This window comes from Microbacterium sp. MPKO10, assembly GCF_026107415.2.
Classification (GTDB): domain Bacteria; phylum Actinomycetota; class Actinomycetes; order Actinomycetales; family Microbacteriaceae; genus Paramicrobacterium.
Map to the genome: position 1 here is coordinate 350,146 of NZ_JAPCHX010000004.1, position 17,660 is coordinate 367,805.

Consider the following 17,660-nt stretch of genomic DNA (forward strand, 5'->3'; position numbering starts at 1 on the left):
ATCTCCACCCACACAGATCGCCCGTGATCGTATACGATCATTGCAGAAGCTTTCGACGACGAAGTGGAGCCACACGTGCTTGAGCATTCAGACATCGTGTCCATCGCAGATGAGCTGGCCGAGGCGGAGAGAACCCGGTCGACCATCCCCCTGCTGACGGCGCGTCACGACGGCATGACCATCGAGGATTCCTACGCCGTGCAGAATGTCTGGAAGCAGCGCGGCATCGAGGCTGGGCGCCGCGTCGTCGGCCGCAAAATCGGCCTCACCTCGAAAGTCATGCAGCAGGCCACCGGCATCACCGAGCCCGACTATGGCGTGATTTTCGACGACCTCGTCTACGAAAACGGCTCGGTCCTCGAGTTCGACAGGTTCTCGAATGTGCGCATCGAAGTTGAGCTGGCCTTTGTGCTCGGCGAGAGCCTCACGGGCCCAAACTGCTCACTCTTCGACGTGCTGCGCGCAACTGAGTATGTCGTGCCCGCGCTCGAGGTGCTCAGCTCGCGCATCGAGATGGCCGGCCGCACGATTGTCGACACGATCTCAGACAATGCCGCCCTCGGCGCCATGGTTCTGGGTGGCCGCCCCGTCGCCGTCGACGCCGTCGACCTGCGCTGGGTCTCGGCTCTGCTCTACCGCAACGAGACCATCGAAGAGTCGGGCGTCGCCGCCGCGGTGCTGAATCATCCAGCATCCGGAGTCGCCTGGCTCGCCAACAAGTTTGCTCACCACGGCGACCGCCTCGAGAAGGGCGAGATCATTCTCGCCGGGTCATTCACGCGGCCCATGTGGGTCGAACGCGGAGACACCGTGCACGCCGATTACGGACAGCTGGGAGCCATCACATGCCGATTCGACTGACCCCTCCCCCCACCATGCGTGAGCGCATTGCTTCCTCCGATCGCGCGCTCGTCGGCATGTGGGTGAGCAGCGGCAGCACACTCAACGCCGAAATCTGCGCCGGGAGCGGCCTCGACCTACTGCTCATCGACGGCGAGCACAGCCAGAACACTCTCGACACGATCTTGACGCAGCTGCAGGCCGTCGCCGCGTACCCCATCACGCCGCTTGTACGCGTGCCTGTCAACGACACGGTGATCATCAAGCAGTATCTCGACATCGGGGTGCAGAACCTGCTCGTCCCGATGGTTCACACGGCCGAGGATGCTGAGACTGCCGTCGCCGCCGTGCGCTACCCGCCGCGCGGTGTTCGCGGTGTCGGGAGTGCGCTCGCCCGTGCCTCGCGCTGGAACCGCGTCGACAACTACCTCACGGATGCCGACGACACGATCTCGCTCTACGTGCAGATCGAATCGGCGGAAGCCGTGCGCAATGCGCGGGCGATTGCCGCCGTCGACGGCGTGGATGGTGTGTTCATCGGGCCGAGCGACCTTGCAGCATCCATGGGACACTTGGGCCAGCAGGGCCACCCCGATGTCGTGGATGCTGTCGAGACCACGATTCGCACGATGAACGAACTCGGCGTGCCCGTCGGCGTCAACGCGTTTGCCCCCGAGGCCGCCCGCGGCTACCTCGAGACGGGCGTCGATTTCACCTTCGTCGCCGCCGATGTCGCACTGCTCGCCCGCGCGAGCGAAGCTCTGGCGGCCACGTGGCTGCCTCAGGAGCAGACCGATGACGACGCTGAACCTCGGGCAAGCTATTGAGCGCCGTGAACGCGGCAACCGGGATGCTGTGCGCACCGCGTGCGTCGAACGGTGCCGCGTGCGACAGCATCCGGTGGGGTCTTCCCCCACGCGTCAAGATCGTATATCATTTGGAATACGACAGTCCACGATGAGGAGAGACCGTCCATGACCCACGACGTGACCGCACCCAAGATCGTTGCCGTGCACCTGAACTATCGTTCCCGCGCCGAGCAGCGTGGGCGCATTCCCGCGCACCCGTCGTACTTCTTCAAGCCGGCATCGTCTCTCGGCGAGACGGGAGGCACCATCGAGCGCCCCCTCGGCACCGAGCTGCTGGCGTTTGAGGGCGAGATCGCGCTGATCATCGGCACGGATGTGCGCCGGGTCTCCCCCGACGAGGGCTGGGCGGCCGTCTCAGGCGTCACCGCAGCCAACGACTTCGGTCTCTACGACTTTCGCGCGGCCGACAAGGGCTCGAACGTGCGCTCCAAGGGTGGTGACGGGTACACGCCGCTCGGGCCGCACGTGATCGCAGCTGACCGCGTCGATCCGGCGGCCATACGCGTGCGTACATGGGTCAACGGCAAGCTCGTGCAGGACGACACGTCCGCGGGGCTGCTGTTCCCCTTCGGCCAGATCGTTGCAGACCTCTCGCAGATGATGACCCTGCACGCGGGCGACATCATCCTCACCGGAACACCGGCCGGGTCGTCCGTCGTCGCCCCCGGCGACACCGTCGAGGTCGAAGTGGATGCTCCGACAGCCGCCGGTGCGCCCTCATCAGGTCGCCTATCGACACGGGTCGTTGAGGGGACAACGGCGTTCACGGATGCTGGTGAGAAACCGAAAGCGACAGACGCACAGCGCGAAGCCGCGTGGGGCAGCCGCGAAGCCGCCGGGCTGACGCGCGACGAGACCTTCGAGCTCACGCCTGACCTGCGCACGAAGCTTGACGCCACAGCTGTCGCAACCTTGAGCGCCGCGCTGCGGAAGCTCGGCCACGTCGACATCTTCATCGAGGGCGTGAAGGCGAGCCGCACGGGAACGAAGATGTACGGTCTTGCCCGCACCTTGCGGTTCATCCCGTTCCGCCCGGACCTGTTCGCGAGCCACGGCGGCGGTTACAACGCGCAGAAGCAGGCGTTCGACAGCGTCCAACCCGGCGAAGTGCTCGTGATGGAGGCCCGCGGCGAGCCCGCAACGGGCACCGTGGGCGATGTTCTCGCCCTGCGGGCGCAGGTGCGCGGTGCGGCAGGCATCGTCACCGATGGCGGCATCCGTGATTTTGCCGAGGTCGCGAGCTTCGAGATTCCGACGTTCTCGCAGGGTGCCCATCCGTCGGTGCTCGGTCGCCGTCATGTGCCGTGGGCGACCGACATCACCATCGCCTGCGGCGGAGCCGCTGTGCAGCCGGGCGATCTCATCGTGGGTGACGACGACGGCGTCATCGTCATTCCACCGGCAGTTGCGCACGAGGTGATCGATGCTGCCTACGAGCAGGAACGCCGTGATGGCTGGACGGCCGAGCAGGTGGCGAACGGCGAACGCATCGAGGGGCTCTTCCCCATGAACGACGAGTGGAAGGAACGGTACCAGGCATGGCTCTCACAGCAGTGAGCGGCGACGAACCGGCAGCGCTCAGCAAGTCCGAGCGCGCCTACCGTTGGATCCGCGAGCGCATCGAAAGCGGACGCTACGTTCCCGGTTACCGTCTCGTGCTCGGGCAGATTGCGCGTGAGCTCGACGTCAGCGTCGTGCCGGTGCGCGAGGCGATCCGTCGCCTCGAGGCCGAGGGACTCGTGACGTTCGAACGCAACGTCGGCGCCCAGGTCGCGATGATCGAGGTCACCGAATACGTGCACACGATGCAGTCGCTCGCCATTATCGAGGGGGCAGCGACAAGTCTCACGGCGCATCTCATGACCCCCGAGCGCATCGCTGCCGCCCGCGACATCAACGACGCGATGGCCGCCAGCCTCGACGATTTCAATCCGCACCGCTTCACCGAGCTGAACAAAGAGTTCCACGCGGTGCTCTACGAGGGATGCCCGAATCCGCACATCCTCGACCTCGTGCACAAGGGTTGGAACCGCATGCGCGCGCTGCGCGACTCGACCTTCAGCTTCGTTCCGGGCCGTGCTCGCGACTCCGTGACAGAGCACGAGAACATCCTGACGCTCATTGAGTCAGAGGCCGCGCTGCTCGACATCGAACTGGCCGCCCGCAATCATCGTCTCGCCACCCTCGAGGCGTTCACCGCTTACCAGCAGGCTCACGGGCCCGCTCACACGTCGTAGCCGAAGAAGGAGGCACCACATGGGTCACCACGTTCCCGATAATCTGCCGTCGAGCATCAAACATTACATTGGCGGAGAGGTCGTTGACAGCCTGTCCGGAGAGACGTTCGACGTTCTCAACCCTGTGACGAACGAGAGCTACGTCACGGCAGCATCCGGTCAGAAAGAAGACATCGACCGCGCCGTCGCTGCCGCGAAAGATGCGTTCGACAACGGCCCCTGGCCACGCATGCTCCCCCGCGAACGCTCGCGTGTGCTGCACCGCATTGCCGACATCGTCGAGTCGCGCGGCGACCGCCTCGCCGAGCTCGAGTCGTTCGATTCGGGTCTGCCAATCACGCAGGCTCTCGGGCAGGCCCGCCGCGCGGCCGAGAACTTTCGCTTCTTCGCCGACCTGATCGTCGCTCAGGCAGACGACGCGTACAAGGTTCCGGGCAAGCAGATCAACTACGTCAACCGCAAGCCCATCGGCGTCGCGGGGCTGATCACTCCCTGGAACACGCCGTTCATGCTGGAGTCCTGGAAGCTCGGGCCCGCACTCGCAACCGGAAATACCGTCGTTCTGAAGCCCGCCGAGTTCACCCCGCTCTCCGCATCACTCTGGGCGGGAATCTTCGAAGAGGCCGGTCTTCCCACGGGTGTGTTCAACCTCGTCAACGGGTTCGGTGAGGATGCTGGAGATGCTCTCGTGAAGCATCCGGACGTGCCTCTCATCTCGTTCACGGGCGAGAGCAAGACCGGGCAGCTGATCTTCGCGAACTCGGCTCCCTACCTCAAGGGCCTCTCGATGGAGCTCGGCGGCAAGTCGCCGGCGATCGTGTTCGACGACGCCGACCTTGAGCTCGCGATCGATGCCTGCATCTTCGGCGTGTTCTCACTGAACGGTGAGCGGTGCACGGCCGGGAGCCGCATCCTCGTGCAGAGGTCGGTGTACGACGAGTTCGTCGAACGCTACGCTGCGCAGGCGAAGCGCGTGAAGGTGGGGCATCCACATGACCCCGAGACGGAGGTCGGTGCGCTCGTTCACCCCGAGCACTACGAGAAGGTCATGAGCTACGTCGAACTCGGCAAGACCGAAGGGCGCCTGGTCGCCGGTGGCGGTCGGCCCGAGGGCTTCGACACCGGAAACTATGTTGCCCCCACCGTGTTCGCGGATGTGAAGCCGGATGCACGCATCTTCCAGGAGGAGATCTTCGGGCCGGTAGTGGCGATCACGCCGTTCGATGATGAGGCTGAAGCACTGGAGTTGGCGAACAACACCAAGTACGGTCTTGCCGCGTACGTGTGGACGAATGACCTGAAGCGGGCGCACAACTTCGCGCAGTCCGTCGAGGCCGGCATGGTGTGGCTGAATTCGAACAACGTGCGCGACCTGCGCACCCCGTTCGGCGGCGTCAAGGCGTCGGGGCTGGGCCACGAGGGCGGATACCGCTCGATCGACTTCTACACCGACCAGCAGAGCGTGCACATCACGCTTGGTGCCCCGCACAACCCCACTTTCGGAAAGAACTGACAATGCTCGCCCTCCCGGCGAGGGCGCGATGCCGCACAGCATCCGCGCCCCGCCGTGAGGCTGGCCGAGCACGTGAAGCAAGGATGCTGACATGACAAACCGTGAAGACATGACCCTGACGTCGTCGGGCTTCTATGTGAGCCAGGAGGCTCCCATCACCACAGACAACCCGGTGCCGACACCGACCGTTGCTCCCCCGGACATCCTGCGCTGCGCATATATGGAGATCGTCGTCACCGATCTCGCGGCCTCTCGGGAGTTCTACGTCGATGTCCTGGGTCTGTACGTGACAGACGAGACCGACGATGCGGTCTACCTGCGTTCGACGGAAGAGTTCATCCACCACAACCTGGTGCTGCGCCGTGGGGATGTGGCGGCGGTCGCCGTGTTCTCGTACCGTGTGCGCTCCCGTGACGAACTCGATCGCGCCGAGGAGTACTACCGGCAGCTCGGGTGTGATGTGCGCCGTGCTCCCGAGGGGTTCACGAAGGGCATCGGCGATTCCGTCCGCGTGGTCGACCCCCTGGGATTCCCGTACGAGTTCTTCTACGACGTGCAGCATGTCGAGCGGCTGTCGTGGCGGTACGACCTGCACCACGCGGGTGAGCTCGTTCGGCTCGATCACTTCAATCAGGTCACGCCTGACGTGCCGCGCGCGGTGAAGTTCATGCAGGACCTCGGCTTCCGCGTCACCGAAGACATCCAGGATGCCGAGGGAACGGTGTATGCAGCCTGGATGCGTCGCAAACCCACCGTTCATGACACCGCCATGACGGGCGGCGACGGACCGCGCATGCACCACGTGGCGTTCTCGACGCACGAGAAGCACAACATTCTCGCAATCTGCGACAAGCTCGGCGCACTTCGCCGCTCAGATGCAATTGAGCGCGGGCCGGGCCGGCACGGCGTATCAAACGCGTTCTACCTCTATCTGCGCGACCCCGACGGTCACCGTGTCGAGATCTACACGCAGGACTACTACACAGGCGACCCCGACAACCCGGTGGTCACCTGGGATGTGCACGACAACCAGCGCCGCGATTGGTGGGGAAACCCCGTCGTGCCGAGCTGGTACACCGACGCATCGCTCGTACTCGACCTCGACGGCAATCCTCAGCCCGTGCACGCGCGCACTGATGCCAGTGAGATGGCGGTGACGGTCGGCGCCGACGGCTTCTCATACACGCGCAAGGATGACGAAGAGAAGGGCTTCAAGCTCGGCAACACGCTGTAACACGCACAGAAGTCGGTGAGGGGGCGGATGCTGTCAGCATCTGCCCCTCACCGTGTGACGCACATTGCGGCACGACGACGCACCGACGACGCGCACTCTACGGCCGAGACGTCACGCTGTGCTGCCGCATGTCCGCGTGCATCGCGTTCCTGCGTGGACATGCGTAATTTGAGAATCAGCACTTGACCGCGAACTGCGGCGACCCGCCCACTGAGCTCGTACTTTCTAGCTCGACTATTCTTGTCTCCTGGCCATGACGGCGAGTTCTCATTGCCGCGGGGCACAGCAAAACGGGTGGCACACGCACGCCCCACTGGCATGTGCCACCCGTTGCCTTTCGCTCCAGGAGCGAGGAGGTGTTCCGAAACCGTCCGGCCAAGGCGTCATTCCGGCCCACCTCCTCACCACTGGTGAGAATGACCGCGGCGCGCGCACTTGTGTCCCCCGCGCGCGCCGCGGTGGTCTGCTTACTCCTTCTCGAGCCGGTAACGCAGCGCCTCAAGCTCGGCGCGCAACGCGGCAGGAACCTTCGAGCCGAACATCGCAAAGAACTCTTCGGTGAGGTCGGCTTCCTCAAGCCAGCCCTCACGGTTCACCGAGAACAGCTCCTCAAGGTCTTCGCGCGGCAGATCGATACCGTTCAGATCGAGATCATCCAGCTGCGGCAGTCGGCCAATGGGCGTCGTCTCGGCAGCGGCAGAACCGCTGAGCCGGTCGGCGATCCACTCAAGAACACGGGAGTTCTCGCCGAACCCTGGCCACAGGAAGCGACCATCGTCGCCCTTGCGGAACCAGTTGACCTGGAAGATCCGCGGGGCACGGTCAAAGCGAAGCTTGTTTCCAATCGACAGCCAGTGCGCCCAGTGGTCCGCCATGTTGTAGCCGCAGAACGGCCGCATTGCGAACGGGTCACGGCGCAGTTCGCCGACGGTTCCCTCGGCCGCGGCGGTCCGCTCGCTGGAGATCGTCGCCCCCATGAAGACGCCGTGGCTCCAATCGGAGGCCTCGACGACAAGCGGAACGTTCGTGGCACGGCGACCGCCGAACAGGATCGCGTCGATGGGCACTCCCCCGTCGGCCTCCCAATCAGGAGCCATCTGCGGGCACTGCGCCGCGGCGACGGTGAAGCGCGAGTTCGGGTGCGCGGCCGGACGCCCGGATTCGGGAGTCCAGTCGTTGCCTTCCCAGTCGATCAGATGATCCGGCGGGGTGTCCGTGAGGCCCTCCCACCAGACGTCTCCGTCGTCGCGCAGCGCAACGTTGGTGAAGATGGTATTTCCCCACAGCGTCTCGACGGCGGTGACATTCGTCGATTCACCTGTGCCAGGAGCGACGCCGAAGAAGCCGGCCTCGGGGTTGATCGCCCACAGGCGCCCGTCGTCACCGGGACGCAGCCAGGCGATGTCGTCACCGATCGTCTCGACCTTCCAGCCGGGGATCGTGGGGCGCAGCATCGCGAGGTTCGTCTTGCCGCATGCCGAGGGGAACGCCGCCGCAACATGGAAGGCACGGCCGTTCGGGTCGGTGACCCGAATGAGCAGCATGTGCTCGGCCAGCCATCCCTCGTCACGAGCCATGACGCTCGCGATGCGCAGGGCGAAGCACTTCTTGCCGAGCAGGGCGTTGCCGCCGTACCCGGATCCGTAAGACCAGATCTCACGTGACTCGGGGAACTGCACGATGTATTTCTCGTCGTTGCACGGCCACGAGACATCCTCCTGGCCCGGCTCCAGCGGGGCACCGACCGAGTGGTAGGCCTTGATCCACGGTGTGCCGCCCGCGATCAGCTCCAGAACTTTGTCGCCCATGCGCGTCATGATGCCCATCGAGAGCACGGCGTACGCGGAGTCGGTGATCTGTACGCCCAGCTGCGACAATGGTCCGCCGACGGGGCCCATGGAGAACGGGACGACGTACATCGTGCGTCCGCGCATGCTGCCCGTGAAGACGCGGTTGAGCGTCTGCCGCATTTCGGTCGGTTCGGCCCAGTTGTTCGTGGGACCAGCATCCTCTTCGGTCTCACTCGCGATGAACGTGCGCGCCTCGACGCGCGCCACATCGGACGGCGTCGACCGGGCGAGATAGCTGTTGGGGCGCCATTCGGGGTTCAGCTTGATGAGCTTGCCCTCCGCGACCATCTGCTTGGCCAGCCGATCGAACTCTGCGCGCGACCCGTCGCACCAGACCACGTCGTCCGGCTGCGTCAGCTCGGCCACCTCGTCAACCCACGCACGCAGGTCATCCAGGCCGCCGGGGAGTTCACGCTGAGACGGGGACGCACCGCGAGTGCCATCCTCCGCTTTATCCATGGTGTCGCTTCGCTGTTCGATGAGTCCTGCGAGTGACATTTGCGCCTCCGAGCACTGTCAAGATCATGTCCTAACTCCACTTTGCGGCATGGTTTGACGAGTTCCTTGTCAATTCTGGTGTTAAGAAATGCAATTCTTGCGATATTGTTGATTCATGGTCACATCGAGCGATCTCGCCACACTCGGGCACCGCATTCGCCATTTCCGGACGCGTGCCGGTCTCACCCTCGACACGCTGGGAGAGTCCGTGGGCGTCACAGGAAGTCAGCTCTCGCTGATCGAGAACGGCAAGCGCGAGCCCAAGCTCTCGCTGCTCACCGCGATCGCCGACGCTGTCAATGTTCCACTGACCGATCTTCTGACCCGCGAACCGCCCTCCCGTCGCGCCGCACTGGAGCTCGAGCTGCTCGACGCCCAAGCCGGGCCGCTCTACTCCACGCTGGGCCTGCCTGCAGTCAAGCCGAGCCGCGGCATGAGCGATGAGACACTCGAGGCGATCGTCGGATTGCATCGCGAGCTACAGCGCCGCGCCACGGAGGCGATCGCGACGCCCGAAGAGGCCAGGCGCGCAAACACCGAGTTGCGCGCCCTCATGCGTTCGCGAGACAACTATCTGCCCGATATTGAGAAGGTCGCCGAAGAACGTGTGACTGCGGCGGGCCACGCAACCGGTGCACTCACGCACCGCACCGTCGGGATCATGGCGGAGCAGCTCGGGTTCGAACTGCTCTATGTGAACGACCTGCCCAACTCGGCGCGCTCCATCACCGACCTCGAGAACGGGCGCATCTACCTTCCGCCCGCGTCGATTCCCGGCGGTCACGGGCTGCGTTCCATGGCACTGCAGGCCATGGCGCACCGCATTCTCGGGCACACGGTGCCCACGAGTTACGCACAGTTTCTGCGGCAGCGTCTCGAGATCAACTACTTTGCCGCCTGCTGCCTCATGCCGCAGACCCGTGCCGTCGCCTTCCTCACCCAGGCGAAGAAAGACCGCAACCTCGCCGTCGAGGACTTCCGCGACGCCTTCGGTGTGACCCACGAGGCGGCGGGGCTGCGCCTCACCAACCTCGCGACCTCGCAGCTCGACATGCGGTTGCACTTTCTGCGGGTCAACGATGAGGGGATGCTGCAAAAGGGCTACGAGAATGACGGGCTGCCCCTCCCGAGCGACGTCACCGGCTCGATCGAGGGCCAGCGGGTCTGCCGCAAATGGAGCGCCAGATCTGCATTCGCCCGCCGCAACCGCACGACAGAGCAGTATCAGTTCACCGACACACCCGTCGGAACATTCTGGTGCTCGACGCAGACGGGCACGACGGATGCTGGTGAGTACTCGATCTCCGTCGGCGTTCCCTTTGACGAGGCGAAGTGGTTCCGCGGCCGCGAAACACAGCGCCGTGCCGAGTCTCAGTGCCCGGACGAGTCGTGCTGCCAGCGACCCTCGGACGAGCTTTCCGAGAAGTGGCGTGACAAGTCGTGGCCGAGCGCTCGCCTGCACACCCAGGTGCTGGCGCCGTTGCCCTCGGGTCGCTTCCCCGGCGTCGACGACAACGAGGTCTACGACTTCCTCGATCGTCACGCAGCGACCGAGTGATGACCGGCCCCGCGGAAGCAATCCGCGGGGCCGGTCGTACGGCGTCAGCCAGACGCCATCAGGCGAAGATCGTCAGTGGAACCGGCGTCCCTCGTCACGGCGATAGAGGAGGAGCGCCAGCACTCCGGTCACGATGATCCAGGCGATGATCCCCAGCCACGTCGCGGGTTCGAGCGATCCGCCCTGGACGGCCCAGATCACGAGGTCGCGCGCCTGCCGGGATGGGAAGAACCGTGACAGCGTGTCGAGCCACGATGCGAACATCTCAGGTGGCAGAAACAGCCCTCCGGCGAAGGCGAAGCCGAACATCACGACCTGCACGACGGCGATCGCCGCCTTTGACGGCATCCCGTACCCAACGGCGACACCGATCATCATGAATGGAATCGCCGAGATGGCCAGGGCGACGAATCCGGCGACGACGCGCCAGGGGTCGGCCTCGGCCGCGGTGAACAGGCCGCCGATCAGAAGGACGGGGACGATGGCGGCAAGCCCAAGCGCGCCGGTGGAAAAGACATAGCCGAGCACGCGGGACAGCCCAGGTACGGGCAGCGTGCGCAGATACGGATCCCACGGCTTCTCGCGGTCTTCGGAAATTGAGATCCCAAAGGCGAACAGCGAGTTGGCCATCACCGCAAAGACGCTCATCGAGATGACAGCCTGCGTGGCATAGAGCGGATTCTGAGCGACGTATTCCTGGGGCACAACGAAGAACAGCAGGGCGAGGGCCGGAAAGACCATCGTGCCAATCACCGCGATGGGAATGCGGAATGTTTCAATCAGCGCATATTTTGCATGAACGCCAGAGAGGCGAAGTGTTGTGTTCGACATGATGTCCTCCTCAGGCCGTGGTCTTTTCAGTGAGCGCCAGGAACGCCTCTTCGAGAGTGGCGCGGCGCATCGACAGATTCGAGAACGGGATGCTTTCGCGCACCAGCTCCGTGACGACGGCGTCGCCGTCCCCAACGAGGAACGTGTGTGACCCATCGTTCTCGGGCTGATGATGCCGGACGTCATCAAGTGCGAGAACGGCGTCGGGCTGCGGCGTCGACAGCCGCAGCATCCGTCCCTGCACCTGCCCCAGGATCTGCGGGAGGTCGTCATCCGCGATGACATGCCCCTCGTCGACGACAATGACACGTTCGGCGAGCGCTTCGACCTCGTCGATGTAGTGACTCGTGACGACGACCGTGGCGCCGTTCTCGTGCTGGCGACGGACCGCCTGCCACAGGGTGCGTCTCGCATCGACGTCAAGACCCGTCGTTGGCTCGTCGAGCAGGACGAGCATGGGACGTCCGACGAAGGCAAGCGCGACGGATAACCGTCGCTTCTGCCCTCCAGACAGCGCCCCCGACTGTTTGCGGAGCATATCGCTGAGCCCGAATTCGGCGGCGATCTCGTCGACGGGAACCGGGTCGTCGAAGTGTTTCCCGACGAACTGGAGGATCTCCCCGACCTTGAGCGCCTGCGGCAGAGCCGTCTCTTGCGGCGTGCAGCCAAGGCGTTGGCGCTGTCGGTAGTCACCCGGCTCTCCACCGAACAGCCGCACGGTTCCGCTCGTGGGGCGGCGAAGGCCCTGCAGCAGTGAGAGCAACGTTGTCTTTCCCGCCCCGTTCGGGCCCAGAAGGCCGACGATGTGGCCCGACTCGATGTCCAGAGTGACGTTGTCGAGTGCTGTGACGTCGCCGTATCGGCGCGTCACACTGTCGAAGTGCGCGAGAGTGGTCATGAGGCTCCTCCCAAAAGGCTTCTCAATGATTCGGTGTAGTCCTCGAAGCGTCGTCGCCCCAAGGTGGTCAATGCGATGTAGGTGACGGGCGAACGACCCTCGATCACCTTCTCGACCGAGACGTAGTCCGCGGTCTCCAGCTTGCGCAAGTGCGTCGAGAGATTTCCTGCGGTCATGCCGAGCACCTCCTGCAAGCGGGGGAACGTGATTGCTTCCTTCGGCCCGAGAGTGGCAAGTGCCGAGGTGATGCGCAGCCGCGCCTGCGCGTGGATGACAGGGTCCAGATCAGCCACGGCGATCTCCCTGGACGCGCCGCTTGAGGCCGGAATTGTATGCGGCCGCGGCGATGGCGAACCCGATGAAGACGAGGCCTCCGCTGATCGCGAGGAACAAATAGTTTCCCGGGGCACCGAAGAATGGTGCCACTGCGGCGATCACCACGAGCCAGATCCCGATGAAGAGCGCGGATTTCATCTTCCAGACCGCGGCAGTCACGGCCATCATGATCCCCGTCATCAACACGAATCCCGACGAGAAGTAGAACTGAATGATGTGCGGGCTCATGCCCTGCGAGATCAGCGCCATTCCGAACAGCCAAATCCCGATCATCGACAGCGACCACGTGCAGCCATACGCCGCAGACGAGAACGCTTCCTCCCGTGTCGTCTTCACTCCGCGACCGGTGCGGATCCCCATGATGACCGAGACGATCACGGCAATACAGACAACCACGCCGAGCACGATGAAGCCCGCCGCTTCGGGAATCGAGAATGCCGGTTTGAGCCCGTCGATGAGCCACACGCTCGTGAAGCCCACCGTCCAGGCGATACCCCATGTGGCAGTGACCGTCCAGGCCATGCTCCCGAATTGCGTGGAGACGCTCTTTTGCTGATCGTTCAGCAGTCGCAGCATCTCGGCAGGATCAAGCGCCTCGTCGCCGGTGGGCTCTTCGTCGAAATCTGACATGTCTACTTTGTAACACAAAGTAGTTTTCAAAAGCAATGTCTTTGTCAAATATAAAGTTATGCCCGACGGATGCTCGTGCGCGACGCTCGACGGATAGCCGCCATCGACATCCGGGCTTTGCCCCGATATCCCATGCGCCAGTGACCGAACCCGTACAGCGCATACTCCGACACAGCACCTGTGGCGCATACGGACATCAAGATGCCGACGCAGGGCTCCTGGTCAGCACCTCACCCCCTGCCAAGCGCGGGCGCTCAAGGGCCTCGCCCTCGTGTACCGGGCACAGCCCTGGTTCAGCCCCTTACTCGGCGGGCACCTCTCCCGATGTCGTCAGGGTCGCTCCGTGAACGGCCATCTCGTCGAGTGCAGCCGAGCTCGGGTCCGCAGCAACGCCGGCGATCAGATCGGTGAGCACCGTGACGTGCAGACCATCTTCGAGAGCATCGAGCACCGAGGCGCGCACGCAGTGATCGGTGGCGATGCCGACGGCGTCAATCTCGGTCACCCCTGCCTCGGTGAGCGATTCGAGGAGGCTGCGTCCGTCGTCCGTCGTGCCCTGGAAGGCCGAATACGCGGGAGTTCCCTGTCCCTTGCGAACGTGAATATTCACCGATGATGTGTCGAAGGCCGGGTGGTACTCGGCGCCGGGTGTATCAGCGACGCAGTGCACCGGCCACGTGTTGACAAAGTCGGGTTCGGCGTCGTCGGCGGCGAAGTGGCCGCCGTTGTCGTCACTGGCGTTGTGCCAGTCACGTGATGCGACAACAGTGTCGTACCGAGCCGATGCGAGATTGAGCCAGCGGGTCACATTGCGGGCAACGTCAGCGCCGCCAGCGACGCCGAGCGCTCCGCCCTCCGTGAAGTCGTTCTGAACGTCGATGATCAGTAATGCGCGCGCCATAGAGCTCCTCCAGATCACAGATTCGATAGGTCGTTGCCGCAACGGTAGAACGCTGTGGCCAGCATATCCACCGCGTGCGCAGTCGTACTCGGGAGCGGCTGATCCCCGAGCGCGTAGATCGAGAACACCAGGGTCGAGCCATCCTCAGGCTCGATCACGCCCGAGAGCGTGTATGCCGTTTGGATCCACCCCGTCTTCGCCATGACGTGGCCCGCCGCCGCCTCGGCATCGCCCGAGAAACGGCTGTCGTATCGCAGGGTGCCTGATTCCCCGGCGACGGGCAGCCCGTCGAGAATCGACGGCATATCAATAGTGCCTTCCACGACGCCGCGCAACAGCTTCGTGAAGTAGATGTTCGGGACGGCATTGTCGGCGCTGAGGCCCGAGCCATCGACGATCGTCAGCCCACTCGTGTCGATCCCGAGCGGCTCAAGTGCTGCGGGGATCCCATCGGCAAGTGCGGCGAAGTCACTTCCGGCACCCTCTTCAATCGCGACGAGACGCGCGAGGCTTTCGGCGATCATGTTGTCGCTGTACAGCAGCATGTATTCCACGAGAGAGCTCAGCGGTGCCGACTCGACGGCGGCGAGCTGCGCAGCATCCGCCGGTGCCTCACCGATGGTCGTCGTGGCGTCGGGGAAGTACGCGGCGAAGGCCTCCCCCGCGCGTGCGACCGGGTCACTTCCGCGTGGTGAGTATTCGCTGGCCGGCCAGAGGCGATCGGCGTCGACCTGCAGTGCGCTGACGTGCGACTGGTAGCCCTCGCGCATCCCCTTGGTGTCCCAGCTGGGCAGCCAGCTCTCCCCCGTGAACGCGCTGCTGTCGAGCACGATGCGGGTGATGGGCTCTGTGTGCCCGGCCTCGGACCACGCCGTTTTGACGGCGGAGGCGAGAGCGTCGAGGTGCGCGGCCCCCGGATACACTGACTCCTGCCCGGTCGGAAGACGGGTGAGCGTCATGTCCCCTTGCCCGACGAGCACGATCGTGCCCGGTTCGCTGCCCTCGACGACGGGGGTCGAGATACGGTAATTGGCACCGAAGGTCTCCAGCGCCGCTGCCGCCGTGATGAGCTTCATGTTGCTCGCCGTCCGCGCGGGAGTTGTCGAATTGCGGTCGTAGAGAAGCTCACCGGTGTCGGCATTCACAACTCGAGCCTGCAGAGTGTTCAGCAGCGGGTCGGATGCTGCCTCGGCGACCGAGCACTGCCGAATACTGTTCGCCGGGACCGGGCTCTCGGCAAGCGGTCGCGGATCGGGAGTCGGCGTCGCTGACGGCGTCGGTGTCGCCGATGCGCTCGTCGCGATGGGGAAGGGATTCTCGATCGCCGCCCCGGCCGCAACCGAACCTCCCGCAAGGATGACGCCGACGATGGCACCGACGGCCCAGAGGGCACGGCGGCGCGGCGAAGAGCGAACGGGGCGAGACACCCTGTGATTTTAGCGCGTGGTAGCTCAGAACTCGCTTGGATACACCACGCCGACCTGGCGGCGCACCTCGTCGAGGACACCCATGATGTCGACAGACTCCGCGGGCGGGAGGATGCTGCCGGCGATTTCGCCCGCAGCGACGAGGCGCTCGAGCTCCAGTGCCTGGTAGTGCATGCCGCGCCCGTTCACCTCGCTCGTGAACTCTTCCAGCACCTCTCCCGCCGTCGCCGTCACCCGGAACGAGGTCGCTGAGTACCAGACTCGGTCGATATCGATACGCGCGGAGGTGCCGATGATGCTCGCCTGGTTAGGACCGGCTCCGCGCATGGAGCTGAACGTCGTGGCCATGGCGCCGCTGTGGTAGCTGAGCACAGCGGAGACCTGGGCATCGACGCCGGTCTCTGTCAGCTGCGCCGTCGCGTCGATGCGGTCGGGCAGCCCAAGCACGTCGACAGCGAACGAGAGTGGGTAGATGCCGAGATCGAGCAATGCTCCCCCACCAAGCTGAGGATCCATCATGCGGTGCTCAGGGCCGACCGTGATGTTCTGCGTGTGATCGGCCGTCACGGCGACGATCTCGCCGAGGGTGCCCTCCGCGATGATTTCGCGCACACGACGCATGTGCGGAAGGTAGCGGGTCCACATCGCCTCGAGGGCCACGAGTCCGCGCTCGGCAGCGAGACTGGTGACAGCGCGCGCTTCGTCTTCCGTCATGGTGAACGGCTTCTCGACGAGCACGTGTTTGCCCGCGTCGAGCGCGAGGGTCGCCTGTTCGGCATGGAAGCTGTGCGGAGAGGCGATGTACACGGCGTCGATCTCGGGATCGGCGACGAGTTCGTCGTAACTGCCGTACGCATGAGTGATGCCGAACTCCTCGGCGAACGCGCGCGAGCGCTCGAGTGACCGTGACCCAACAGCGGTGACGGCGAAGCCGCCAAGGATCAGATCTTTCGTGAACGTGCGGGCAATACCGCCGGGGGCGAGGATTCCCCAGCGCAGAGCATTCGGAGTCGACATGCTGACAGCCTATTCGGTTGCGCGGTACGTCACTCCCCAGCGTCCGCTCCAGCTCTCCCCTGGCGCAATCCACGTGACGCCGTCGCCACTGTTGAGCGCGTCGGCGGGCATCGTCATTGGCTCAATCGCGATCGACCGCGATCCATCGCCGCGCACGCGGTCCGACGTGTAGAACTGCACCCACGCGAATGCCGGGTCGGCCCAGACGGTGACGGCGCGACCATCGTCGGCAGACAGCACGTGCCGGATGCTGTCGCCCACAACGTCGAGCTCGGTGTAGGCATCGTCGAGCGACAGCTCGCCTACGCGGCGGCCGGTCCGCAGATCCTTCTCGGGTGGCACGGGAACGGTGCGCACCGGGTTCATCCGCTCGTCGACCTCGATGACAGCGCGGCCCGTGCTCGTCAACGTCAGGTCGTCGCTGTCGAGCTCGCCGATGCGATAGTAGCCGTGGGTGCCGACGCCAACCGGGGCAGATGTTGTTCCATGGTTCACGATCGTGTGCGTAACCTCGAGCCCGCGCCCGGTGAGCGCATATCGCACACTCGTGGCGAGGCTGAACGGGTAGCCGCGCTGCGGGTGAATGCGGGCGGAGAGCGTGATGCTCGCAGCATCCGAGTCACTCACGGTGTATGCCTGCGTGCGCAACAGGCCGTGTGAGGCGTTCTGCTTGGCTGGCTCGGTGAGATCGAGCTGCTGCACGGTATGTGTGCCGTCTGACCCCGCGAGCGACCACCGTCCGTCACGCACACGGTTGGGCCACGGGACGAGCACGGCGCCCTGCGATGAGGTGGGCAGAGCGTCCTCGGGGAACGTCTCGGCGACGCGGATGCCGTCAAGGACGAGGTCGCGCAGCGTGGCACCGACCTCGGTGACGATCAGACTGTCGTCCCCCTGTCGAACGGTGAACTGCTGGCCTGTGGGGTTCCACGTGTGCGAGGTCATTGTTTTATCGTATCGAGCGTGCGGGCGGCGGCACGGCGACGTCCCGCGCGCCGGCACCGTCCGGACGTGTCCGTGG

At 64.7% G+C, this 17,660-nt stretch carries 16 protein-coding genes; 7 read left to right on the top strand and 9 right to left on the bottom strand.

The genetic code is table 11. From position 1 onward, the window contains the following. The first annotated feature begins 75 nt into the window (after positions 1 to 75). From hpaH to hpaD, 6 genes are all read left to right on the top strand, one after another. On the top strand, positions 76 to 861 hold the full coding sequence (gene hpaH, locus OK352_RS09830; RefSeq protein ID WP_265141294.1) for a 2-oxo-hept-4-ene-1,7-dioate hydratase: 786 nt from the start codon (positions 76 to 78) through the stop codon (positions 859 to 861). Next, the gene (locus OK352_RS09835) at positions 846 to 1,667 is read left to right on the top strand and encodes an HpcH/HpaI aldolase family protein (protein WP_265141295.1); all 822 of its coding nucleotides are present in this window, start codon (positions 846 to 848) and stop codon (positions 1,665 to 1,667) included. The genes hpaH and OK352_RS09835 overlap by 16 nt, the downstream gene beginning before the upstream one ends. Positions 1,668 to 1,814: 147 nt before the next feature. Further along, the gene (locus OK352_RS09840; RefSeq protein WP_265141296.1) at positions 1,815 to 3,266 is read left to right on the top strand and encodes a fumarylacetoacetate hydrolase family protein; all 1,452 of its coding nucleotides are present in this window, start codon (positions 1,815 to 1,817) and stop codon (positions 3,264 to 3,266) included. Next, on the top strand, positions 3,248 to 3,946 hold the full coding sequence (locus tag OK352_RS09845; RefSeq protein ID WP_265141297.1) for a GntR family transcriptional regulator: 699 nt from the start codon (positions 3,248 to 3,250) through the stop codon (positions 3,944 to 3,946). Before OK352_RS09840 ends, OK352_RS09845 begins: the two co-directional genes overlap by 19 nt. A 19-nt stretch (positions 3,947 to 3,965) precedes the next feature. After that, positions 3,966 to 5,459 (top strand): 5-carboxymethyl-2-hydroxymuconate semialdehyde dehydrogenase, encoded by a 1,494-nt coding sequence (gene hpaE / locus OK352_RS09850; protein ID WP_265141298.1) that lies wholly within the window; start codon positions 3,966 to 3,968, stop codon positions 5,457 to 5,459. Positions 5,460 to 5,550: 91 nt separating this feature from the next. Then, positions 5,551 to 6,693 (top strand): 3,4-dihydroxyphenylacetate 2,3-dioxygenase, encoded by a 1,143-nt coding sequence (hpaD, locus tag OK352_RS09855; protein ID WP_265141299.1) that lies wholly within the window; start codon positions 5,551 to 5,553, stop codon positions 6,691 to 6,693. A 467-nt stretch (positions 6,694 to 7,160) separates the two neighbouring features. Here the strand turns inward: hpaD and OK352_RS09860 are convergent, their stop codons facing one another. Next, positions 7,161 to 9,002, bottom strand: coding sequence for a phosphoenolpyruvate carboxykinase (GTP) (locus OK352_RS09860; RefSeq protein ID WP_265141522.1), 1,842 nt, complete (start codon positions 9,000 to 9,002; stop codon positions 7,161 to 7,163). 154 nt (positions 9,003 to 9,156) lie between these two features. On the opposite strand from OK352_RS09860, the gene OK352_RS09865 reads away from it, so the two are divergent. Then, entirely contained in the window at positions 9,157 to 10,599 is a 1,443-nt protein-coding gene (locus OK352_RS09865; RefSeq protein WP_265141300.1) for a helix-turn-helix transcriptional regulator, read from the top strand. Between the two features lie 72 nt (positions 10,600 to 10,671). Here OK352_RS09865 and OK352_RS09870 read toward each other — a convergent pair whose 3' ends face one another. The 8 genes from OK352_RS09870 to OK352_RS09905 all read right to left on the bottom strand — a co-directional run bounded on the left by OK352_RS09870 (position 10,672) and on the right by OK352_RS09905 (position 17,584). Beyond that, on the bottom strand, positions 10,672 to 11,430 hold the full coding sequence (locus tag OK352_RS09870) for an ABC transporter permease (RefSeq protein WP_265141301.1): 759 nt from the start codon (positions 11,428 to 11,430) through the stop codon (positions 10,672 to 10,674). 10 nt (positions 11,431 to 11,440) lie between these two features. Further along, complete coding sequence (locus OK352_RS09875; protein ID WP_265141302.1) at positions 11,441 to 12,328, bottom strand: ABC transporter ATP-binding protein; 888 nt, start codon at positions 12,326 to 12,328, stop codon at positions 11,441 to 11,443. Beyond that, positions 12,325 to 12,621, bottom strand: a complete 297-nt coding sequence (locus OK352_RS09880; protein ID WP_265141303.1) for a transcriptional regulator — start codon at positions 12,619 to 12,621, stop codon at positions 12,325 to 12,327. Before OK352_RS09880 ends, OK352_RS09875 begins: the two co-directional genes overlap by 4 nt. Then, positions 12,614 to 13,294, bottom strand: a complete 681-nt coding sequence (locus OK352_RS09885) for a hypothetical protein (protein ID WP_265141304.1) — start codon at positions 13,292 to 13,294, stop codon at positions 12,614 to 12,616. Before OK352_RS09885 ends, OK352_RS09880 begins: the two co-directional genes overlap by 8 nt. A gap of 301 nt (positions 13,295 to 13,595) precedes the next feature. Continuing rightward, complete coding sequence (locus OK352_RS09890) at positions 13,596 to 14,195, bottom strand: isochorismatase family protein (RefSeq protein WP_265141305.1); 600 nt, start codon at positions 14,193 to 14,195, stop codon at positions 13,596 to 13,598. Between the two features lie 14 nt (positions 14,196 to 14,209). Then, complete coding sequence (gene dacB, locus OK352_RS09895) at positions 14,210 to 15,622, bottom strand: D-alanyl-D-alanine carboxypeptidase/D-alanyl-D-alanine endopeptidase (RefSeq protein ID WP_265141306.1); 1,413 nt, start codon at positions 15,620 to 15,622, stop codon at positions 14,210 to 14,212. 24 nt (positions 15,623 to 15,646) lie between these two features. Next, positions 15,647 to 16,639, bottom strand: coding sequence for a Gfo/Idh/MocA family protein (locus OK352_RS09900; protein ID WP_265141307.1), 993 nt, complete (start codon positions 16,637 to 16,639; stop codon positions 15,647 to 15,649). 9 nt (positions 16,640 to 16,648) lie between these two features. Then, on the bottom strand, positions 16,649 to 17,584 hold the full coding sequence (locus OK352_RS09905) for an aldose 1-epimerase family protein (RefSeq protein ID WP_265141308.1): 936 nt from the start codon (positions 17,582 to 17,584) through the stop codon (positions 16,649 to 16,651). Positions 17,585 to 17,660 lie beyond the last annotated feature (76 nt).